Source organism: Halopseudomonas yangmingensis (assembly GCF_900114825.1).
In the GTDB taxonomy this organism is placed as follows: domain Bacteria; phylum Pseudomonadota; class Gammaproteobacteria; order Pseudomonadales; family Pseudomonadaceae; genus Halopseudomonas; species Halopseudomonas yangmingensis.
The window spans coordinates 48,159-54,689 of sequence record NZ_FOUI01000017.1 but is presented as its reverse complement, the minus strand read 5'-3'; the positions used below and the strand labels follow the sequence as shown (position 1 = coordinate 54,689).

At 62.5% G+C, this 6,531-nt stretch carries 5 protein-coding genes; all 5 read right to left on the bottom strand.

Going from position 1 to position 6,531, the window contains the following annotated elements:
• Positions 1-73 precede the first annotated feature (73 nt).
• Positions 74-823, bottom strand: coding sequence for an electron transfer flavoprotein subunit beta/FixA family protein (locus BMZ23_RS13400; protein ID WP_093478432.1), 750 nt, complete (start codon positions 821-823; stop codon positions 74-76).
• A gap of 156 nt (positions 824-979) precedes the next feature.
• Positions 980-2,113, bottom strand: coding sequence for an acyl-CoA dehydrogenase family protein (locus BMZ23_RS13395; protein WP_093478429.1), 1,134 nt, complete (start codon positions 2,111-2,113; stop codon positions 980-982).
• Between the two features lie 11 nt (positions 2,114-2,124).
• A complete protein-coding gene (locus tag BMZ23_RS13390) occupies positions 2,125-3,321 on the bottom strand; it encodes an acyl-CoA dehydrogenase family protein (protein ID WP_093478426.1) in 1,197 nt (398 codons plus the stop codon).
• Between the two features lie 61 nt (positions 3,322-3,382).
• A complete protein-coding gene (locus tag BMZ23_RS13385; RefSeq protein WP_093478423.1) occupies positions 3,383-5,476 on the bottom strand; it encodes a 3-hydroxyacyl-CoA dehydrogenase NAD-binding domain-containing protein in 2,094 nt (697 codons plus the stop codon).
• 193 nt (positions 5,477-5,669) lie between these two features.
• The gene (locus tag BMZ23_RS13380; RefSeq protein ID WP_093478420.1) at positions 5,670-6,464 is read right to left on the bottom strand and encodes an IclR family transcriptional regulator; all 795 of its coding nucleotides are present in this window, start codon (positions 6,462-6,464) and stop codon (positions 5,670-5,672) included.
• Between the last annotated feature and the right edge of the window lie 67 nt (positions 6,465-6,531).

The following is a 6,531-nucleotide window of genomic DNA, read 5'->3' as shown; positions in this document are numbered from 1 at the left end:
GCCGCTACGGTGTTCAGGGTCGCGGCGTTGAGCGCGGCGTTGTTGTGTTCGGCAATAACCAGAATGCTCATGTTCAGATCACCTTGGCTTCGTTCTTGAGTTTGTCGACCAGCTCGTCGACGCTCTTGACCTTGATGCCGGCGCTGCGTGCGGCCGGGGCTTCCACCTTCAGGGTCTTCACGGTCGAGGCGGTGCTGACGCCCAGCTCTTCCGGCTTGAGGGTTTCCAGCGGCTTCTTCTTGGCCTTCATGATGTTCGGCAGCGAGGCGTAGCGCGGCTCGTTCAGGCGCAGGTCGGTGGTGACGATGGCCGGCAGCTTCAGGTCAACGGTTTGCAGACCGCCGTCGATTTCACGGGTGACCTTGACGCGGTCGCCGTCGACATTGACTGCCGAGGCGAAGGTGCCCTGGGCATAGCCAGACAGCGCTGCCAGCATCTGGCCGGTCTGGTTGTTGTCGGAGTCGATCGCCTGCTTGCCGAGGATCACCAGCTGCGGCTGCTCCTTGTCGACCACTGCCTTGAGCAGCTTGGCGATGGCCAGCGAGTTCAGCTCGTCGGCGGTTTCGACCAGCACGGCGCGGTCAGCACCCAGTGCCAGGGCGGTACGCAGTTGCTCCTGGGCAGTGGCCGGACCGACGGAAACGGCAACGATCTCGGTTGCCACGCCTTTCTCTTTCAGGCGCACGGCCTCTTCCACGGCGATTTCGCAGAAGGGGTTCATGGACATCTTGACGTTGGCGAGATCGACACCGCTGTTGTCCGCCTTGACGCGAACCTTGACGTTGTAGTCAACCACGCGCTTTACGGCGACGAGGATTTTCATGGACGCTAGTCCTCCACAGGTCTGTGAGACGCCCCAGGGGCGCATGACATTGAAAGGGATGCATAGGATACCGGTCGCCGGCGGCGACCGATAGTGCAAATCATCAGTAGTAGCCGACTGGCCGGCGGCACCTTGCGGCGCTGCCGGCCAGAGCGGTCAGGCCAGGCTCAGCTGGTCAGCGTAGGCTTCCAGGTGGTGGTCGTCATCACCGAACTGGTGGCTGATCATCACCAGCCGTTTGGCATAGTGGGCACCGTTGTATTCCCAGGTCATGGCGATACCGCCATGCAGCTGGATCGCCTGCTCAGCTACGTAGCGGCCAGCCTTGTTGATCACGAACTTGGCGGCGGTCAGCTTGGCGGTACGCTCGGCGCTGTCTTCGTCATCGGCCAGACAGGCGGCGAGGGTGGCCATCGAGGTGGCACGCTCCAGTTCGCTGACCATATCGACCATGCGGTGCTGCAGCACCTGGAACTTGCCGATCACCACACCAAACTGCTTGCGGGTCTTCAGGTAGTCCAGGGTCAGGTCGCACAGGGTACGCATGGCACCGACGGCCTCGCCACACAGGGCAGCAATGGCGCGGCCGCTCTGGTAACGGATGGCGTCATAGGCGTCGCCGGCGTTGCCGAGCAGTTCGCCCTTGACGTTGTCGAGGAACAGTTCGCAACCCTTGCGGCCGTCCATGGTGGCGTATACGCGGCGGCTGACACCGGCCGCAGCCGGGTCGATGACAAACAGGCTGATGCCCTGCTGGTCACGCACATCACCGGCGGTGCGCGCGGAGACCAGGATCTTGCCGGCGGTCTGGCCACCGATCACCACGCCCTTGCGGCCACTGATCAGCCAGTCGCCGCCATTCTGGCGGGCGGTGGTTTCCACGTGGGCCAGGTTGTAGTGGCTGCCCGGCTCTTCCAGGGCCACGGCGGCCTGCAGTTCACCGGTGGCGATACCACCCAGCAGCTCTTCCTGCTGCGCGGCGTTGCCCAGTTGGCTGATCAGGCCGCCGGCGAGGATCACCGACTCCATGTAGGGCTCCAGGCAGATACCGCTGCCCAGTTGCTCCATGATCAGCATGGTTTCCACGCCGCTGCCGCCAAAGCCGCCCAGCTCTTCGGAGAAGGGTACGGCGGTCAGGCCCAGTTCACCCAGCTGCTGCCAGAACTCGCGGCTGAAACCGGCGTCGCTGGCGCTGAACTCCTGGCGCTTTTCAAAACTGTATGTATCACGCACCAGACGCTGTGCGGTTTCCTGCAGCATCTGCTGCTCTTCGGTCAGTTTGAAGTCCACGGTCGGCCTCCTCAGAGTTCAAGAATCATTTTCGAGACGATGTTCTTCTGGATCTCGTTGGATCCGCCGAAGATCGACAGTTTGCGCATGTTGAAGTAGACCGAGGCCAGCGAGGCGCTGTAGTCATCAACCAGGAAGTCGCCGTCATAGTCCAGCTCCATCTCTTCCGGCAGGAAGGGCATGGCGTACGGACCCAGCGCCTTGCGCATCAGGTGGGTGATGGCCTGACGGATTTCGGTGCCCTGCACCTTGAGGATCGAGCTTTCCGAACCCGGTACACCACCTTCGGAGGCGGCGGCGACGATGCGCAGGGTGCTCATCTCGGCGGCCATCAGCGACATTTCCACTTCGGCGATCTGGCTGCGGAACAGGGTGTCCTCGATCAGCGGGCGACCGTTCTTGTGCTGCTTGGCGGCGATCCGCTTGAGCTGGCGCAGGGCGGCCTTGGAGGCGCCGATGCCGGCCAGGCCAGTACGCTCGTGGGTCAGCAGGTACTTGGCGCAGGTCCAGCCCTTGTTCTCTTCGCCGACCAGGTTCTCGACCGGTACCTTGACGTCGTCAAAGAACACTTCATTGACTTCATGGTCGCCGTCCAGGGTGAGGATCGGACGCACGGTGATGCCGGGGGTGGCCATGTCGATCAGCAGGAAGGAGATACCACGCTGCTGCTGGGCTTCCGGATCGGTACGCACCAGACAGAAGATCCAGTTGGCGTGCTGGCCGAGGGTGGTCCAGGTCTTCTGGCCGTTGACGATGTAGTAGTCACCGTCACGTACCGCGCGGGTCTTCAGCGAGGCCAGGTCGGAACCGGCGCCCGGCTCGGAGTAACCCTGACACCACCAGTCTTCACCGGACAGGATGCGCGGCAGGTACTTGGCCTTTTGCTCTTCGGTGCCGAACTTGATGATCACCGGAGCAACCATGTTGACGCCGAACGGCACCAGACGCGGGGCACCGGCAGCGGCCGATTCCTCGTCAAAGATGTGCTTTTCGATCGGGCCCCAGGTAGTGCCGCCGTGCTCGACCGGCCAGCCCGGTGCATACCAGCCCTTTTTCGACAGGATTTGCTGCCAGCGCTGGTGGTCTTCCTTGCTCAGGTGCTTGGCCAGACGTACCTTGGAGGCGATGTCGGCGGGCAGCTCCTGCTTGAGAAATTCACGCACTTCGTCGCGGAAGGCGAGCTGTTCGGGGGAGAAATGGATTTCCATTGTTTGTCCTCGTTGCAATACGGGTATCCGGTGACCGGCCCGCGCCGGTCACCCCGATTGGTTACAGATCAGCGAACTTGCGTCCTTCCCTGGCCAGCTTTTCCAGCAATGCCGCCGGCTTCCACCAGGCACCATGTTGCTGGTGGAATTCGCAGATGCGTGCGTACACGCGATCCAGACCTATCGCATCAGCATAGAACATCGGGCCGCCCTGATGGGCCGGGAAACCATAGCCGTTCAGGTAAATGACGTCGATGTCGCTGGCACGTTGGGCGATGCCTTCCTCGAGGATCTTGGCGCCCTCGTTGATCAGTGCATAAATGGTGCGCTCGATGATGTACTCATCGCTCAGTTGCTGGCGCTCGATGCCCTGCGCCTTCGAAGCGGCCTCGAGAATCGCCGGCAGCTCCGGGTTCGGCAGCGGGGTACGCGAACCCTTTTCATAGACGTAGAAGCCCTTGCCGGTTTTCTGCCCGAGCATGCCGGCCTCGGCCATCTTGTCGAGAATGGTTGGCAGCTTGAACTCGGCGGGCAGGGTCTGGCGCTGGCGGGTGCGGATCGCCAGACCAATATCCAGGCCCGACAGGTCGCGCATGGCGAACGGGCCCATGGCCAGGCCGAACTTGCGCAGCACGCCGTCGACTTGCTCCGGGGTGCCGCCTTCTTCCAGCAGGAACTCGGACTCGCGGCCGTACTGGAACACCATGCGGTTGCCGACAAATCCGTCGCAGACGCCGACCGGCACCGAGACTTTCTTCAGCTTCTTGCCAACCGCCATGGCGGTGGCCAGCACCTCATGGCTGGTCTTGGCGCCGCGCACCACTTCCAGCAGGCGCATCACGTTGGCCGGGCTGAAGAAGTGCAGGCCAACGACGTCTTCGGGACGCCGGGTGAACTCGGCAATGGCGTTCAGATCCAGTGAGCTGGTGTTGGAGGCCAGAATGGCGCCCGGCTTGCAGTGGGCATCCAGCGCTTCGAAGACCTTCTGCTTGACGCCCATGTCCTCGAATACCGCCTCGACTACTACATCGACGTCAGCCAGGTCGGCATAGTTGGTGACGCCGCTGATCAGCGCCATGCGCTTCTCCAGTGCGTCCTGGGTCAGGCTGCCGCGCTTGACGCTCATACCGTAGGTGTCGCGGGCACGTTCCAGGGCCTTGTCACGGGCTTCGCTGGTGATTTCCAGAATCTTTACCGGGATACCGGCGTTGGCAAAGCAGATGGCGATGCCGACACCCATGGTGCCGCCACCGATCACACCGGCAGACTTGATCTCGCGTACCGGGGTGTCCTTGGGCAGGTCGTCAATCTTGGAGGCTTGACGTTCGGAGAAGAACGCATGCACCAGCGCGGCACGCTGCGGCGATACCAGACACTCGCCGAACAGCTCGCGCTCACGCTTCAGGCCTTCAGCCAGCGGCAGGCTGAAGGCGGCTTCAACGGCGGATACACAGCGCTGCGGCGAGAACAGGCCGGGCATCTTCTTCTCGACCTCGGCGCGCTTGGCGGCCACGGCAGCGGCATTGTCGGCACCGTCGAGCTTGTCGGTACGCTCGCCAGTGCGGCGCGGGCCTTTGCCCTCGGCCAACAGTTGTTCGGCGAAGGCAATACCGGCAGCGGTCAGGTCACCCTCGATCAGCGCATCGATAACGCCCAGATCATGGGCCTCGACGGCGCTGATCGGGTTGCCGCTGACAATCATGTCCAGCGCCTTGGCTACGCCAACCAGACGCGGCAGACGCTGGGTGCCACCCGCGCCCGGCAGCAGGCCGAGTTTGACTTCCGGCAGGCCGACCTTGGCGCTCTTCAGCGCGATGCGGTAGTGGCAGCTGACCGCCACTTCCAGGCCACCGCCCAGCGCGGTGCCATGGATAACCGCGACGCTCGGCTTGCTGCAGGCTTCGATGCCATTCACCACTTCCGGCAGGCCCGGCGACTTCGGCGGCTTGCCGAACTCCTTGATGTCGGCCCCGGCCATAAAGGTCGTCCCTTCACAGACCAGCACTACGGCTTTCACCTCGGCATCGGCCTCGGCGGCGTTGAAGCAGTTCTGCAGTCCTTCACGCACGGCGATGCCCAGGGCATTCACCGGCGGATTGTTGACTCTGATGACTGCGATGGGGCCTTGGCGTTCCAGTGTGACCACGTCCGACATGCTCAACCTCCGTTAGGGTTTGTCTGGCAGTTTCACTATGCGAAATAATGAAACCATGTTTCGCTAGGCAAAATACAAAAAATAAAACCGCTTGTCGATGGCTGAAAGGGGGGAGAGGGGTGAAACTCGCTGTTTTGTGCGTGGGTCAGGGGCTGAAGGCTTCAAGCCACAAGCTTCAAGCCCCAGGGCGGGGCTATACTCCGAGCCGCTCGATATCGCGTGCCAGCATCGCTAACTGGTGGGCTAGCTGGTTTTTAACCTTGTCTTCGGAGACCAGGTAGGACGGGGCGCCGCAGGTCAGCGCCATCAGGGTGCCGTCCTGCAGGAACAGTGGCACGCCGGCGGCATTTACATTGCGGTCCCAGTCGCCCAGCGACAGGCAGAAGCCGTGTTCGGCATAGTCGGCAAAGCTTTGCTCAAGCCCTTTTTCCAGCTCCGCCCAGTTATCCGGGTTGCGTGTGCGGATGGCGTCCAGCAGGTGCTGGCGCTCCTCGTCCTTCATCGCTGCCAGGTAGGCGCGACCGGCGGCGGTGGTGGCCAGTGGCAGGCGCACACCGACATCCATGCGCAGTGAGGTGGCTTCCGCCGGGCGGCAGTTTTCCACGTAGATCATCGACAGCCGGTCGCGGCAGGTCAGGCCAACCGAGGTGTTGGTGGTGCGCGCGAATTCATCCATATAGGGCTTGGCCAGCTGGCGTACCCGCAGGTTGGACACGTAGGCGTAACCCAGCGCCAGTACTCCGGAGTCGAGCTGGTATTTTTCCAGCTGTGGCGAATAGCTCAGATAGCCCAGTTTGGTCAGGGTGTAGGTCATGCGCGAGACGGTTGGTTTGGGCAGTCCGGTGATGCGGGCGATGTCCTGATTGCCCATCACCACGGAGCCTTGGCTGAAGGCACGCAGCACATCCAATCCGCGGGCCAGCGCCTCGACGAATTTGCGGTCCTTGGGACCGTCGGTATTTCTCGGATTGTCCAGATCGTCATTCATCGGTGTGGCCTGTCGGTAGTGATGCGCCTTGCGCGTTGATATCCCTGTCGCGCTCGCAAGGCGCGCA